The sequence below is a fragment of the Streptomyces alkaliphilus genome (assembly GCF_014141535.1).
In the GTDB taxonomy this organism is placed as follows: Bacteria; Actinomycetota; Actinomycetes; order Streptomycetales; family Streptomycetaceae; genus Streptomyces; species Streptomyces alkaliphilus.
Genome location: NZ_VKHT01000773.1, coordinates 1 through 2,495, shown reverse-complemented (window position 1 = coordinate 2,495; position 2,495 = coordinate 1). Strand labels below are relative to the sequence as shown.

At 72.6% G+C, this 2,495-nt stretch carries 1 protein-coding gene; it reads right to left on the bottom strand.

Annotation, left to right across the window (positions count from 1 at the left end; all coding sequences use genetic code 11):
• Window positions 1–2,429 (bottom strand): galactose oxidase-like domain-containing protein (locus tag FNQ90_RS19605; RefSeq protein WP_228471410.1); only part of this gene is annotated, 2,429 nt, incomplete at its 3' end.
• Window positions 2,430–2,495: the final 66 nt, after the last annotated feature.

Genomic DNA, 2,495 nt, shown 5'->3' with positions numbered 1-2,495 from the left:
CCGTCCCCGTCCGGGTCCAGCCCCAGCGGGTCCTCCCCGCCGTTGAGCGTCTGCTCGCCGATGCCGCGCTCCCGCAGCCAGGAACAGCGCTCGGCCGGCGTCGGCGGCACCGACTCCGGGAAGGCCGCCGGCACGCAGACCCCCGCGTCGCCGTAGGCCCGCTCGCAGCCGGAGACCCCGACCGTCGCGCTCCCGGCGGCGGCCCCGACACCCTCCCCGTCCGGCGTGCCGGCACCCTCCGCGTCGGCGGCCGGGCCGACCGGCACCGACCCGCGGGACGGTTCCGGGCCGCGCGGTTCGGCGTCGAGGTCCCCGGCGAAGTCGTGCACGTGCGCCGTCTCCAGCGCGGCGGCCAACGCCTGCGCGTCGGTCTCCCCGACCCGCACCCACTCCGCCTCCGAGGGCACCCCGTCGGCGTCCACGGTGAAGAGCATGTACCAACCGGGCGGCGCCAGGTTGGGGTTGCCCGTCACGTGCAGGTCGATGTCGGTGCCATCGGGGCCCACGGTCATCGGCAGGTCCACGTACCGCTGGTTGGGGTCGGAGGAGTGGGTGACGGCCGCCGGGCGGATCAGCGCCGCCCGGGTGATCGGCCGATCCACCGTGATCGACCGGGTCTCCCCGTACTCCCACTGGTTCCCGTCCACCGAGACGATCTCCGGTCGGTCGCCCTTGAAGAGGTAGGGCGGGCTGTAGACGGAGACCCTGTGGTTCCACGACCCGTCGCCCGGGTTGTCGCCGGTGGCCATCACCCGGCCGTCGGGCAGCAGGAACGCCGAGGAGTGGTAGCCGCGCGCCTCCGGGTCGGCGGCCACCGGGGTGAAGGTGTCCGTCGTCGGGTCGAAGACGGAGGCGGAGAAGACGGGATCGGCCCGGTTGTGCAGGGCGCCGCCGGTCTCCAGCACCGTCCCGTCCGGCAGCAGCACCGCCGAGAGGTACATCTTGCCCTGGTCACCGGTCTGCGGGACCGGTCCCGCCCCGAGGTCGACCGCCCCCCGCGGCAGCGGCGGGCCCGGCTCGTACCCCGGGCTCGGCTCCTTGAGGTCGATGATGTCGGTCAGCCGGTTGGCCTCCGGGTTGGTGTCGATGTTGCCGCCGCCGATGGTCAGCACCCGCTGGTCCTGCGCGGGGGGCAACAGCACGCTCGCCGACTGGTCCCGTTCGTCCTTGGCCCGTAGGCCGGGCACGTCGGTGATGGTGTTGGCGTCGTAGTCGTATATCGAGGCGCCGGTGCCGGGCAGGCCGTCGCCGAAGACGTGGCTGCCGGAGTAGAACAGCCGGCCGTCCTGCATGAGGATCATCGCCGGGTACAGGCCCCAGAACGACCAGGTCTGGTTCACCCGGTACAGCGGCAACCACCGCTCCTCCTCGTGTGACCAGCGCTCGGCGGTCACACTGCCGGTGGAGTCCTCGCGCAGGCCGCCGAAGGAGAGCACGTCACCGTTGCCGAGGATGGTCGCCGACGGGTACCAGTGCCCGTCGTTCATGTCGTTGGTGCGGACGTACGTCTCGGTGTCGGGGTCGAAGATGTAGGAGTCCTTGAACCCCTGGTAGTCGTGCGAGCCGTCGGGCGCCGGATACGCCAGGTTGCCGCTCATCACCAGCACCCGGCCGTCCGCCAGTTGCACGTGCCCGGCGCAGAACATGTCCACCGGCGTGGGTATGACGGTGTACGAGCCGTCCGACGGGTCGTACACCGCAGAGGTGAAGGTGCCGGCGGCGAACATGTCCTCGTCGTTGCCGGAACCGGCGATCAACAGCACCTTGCCGTTGTGCAGGACGACGGAGTGCATGCTGCGCACCGGGTTGTCCACCGGCAGCACGTCCCAGGAGCCCTCGGCGCACTCCCGCGCGGTGCCCGTGCACACCGGATCCGGCGCGGGGGTCTCCACCTCGACCATCGAGTAGTCGTCGGTGATCAGGGTGCCGTCGTCGAAGAGCGAGACGCCCCAGGAGATCCGGTCGGTGTCCGGCGGGACGACCGGGGTGCGCACCCGCGCCTCCTCCCAGTCGGCCGCCGCCGGGAGGGTGGAGACGTCGGTCCAGTACTGCCAGCCCGAGGCGGTGTCGTGCCGGAACAGGGTGATCGCCACGCTCGGGGTGGTCGCCCTGTAGTACACCGACAGGTCGTACTGCGCGCCCTCGGTGACCGTCGGGGCGCACTCGGGGCTCTCGGTGATCAGTGCCTTGCGGTCGCCGCTCTCCCGGTTGGCGAGGGTCACCTCCATGGCGGTGGTGCCGCTGTGGGCGTCCCCGGTCGGCTCGATGGTGAAGTCGTGGTCACCCCAGCCGGCCCGGGACCAGCAGGCGGGCATGTCACCGGTGCCGGGGGTCTCGAAGCCGGGGTTGGTGATGAGGTTCGGCTCGGCCGCCGCCTCGCGCGGCGGGACGGCCAGCAGCGCGGAGGCCGCCACGAGGACGACCAGCAGCGGGTCGGCGAGCGCGCGCCGCGTCCGGCGACGGGCGCGGGGGGCCGCCCCGGACGGGGCGAGGAC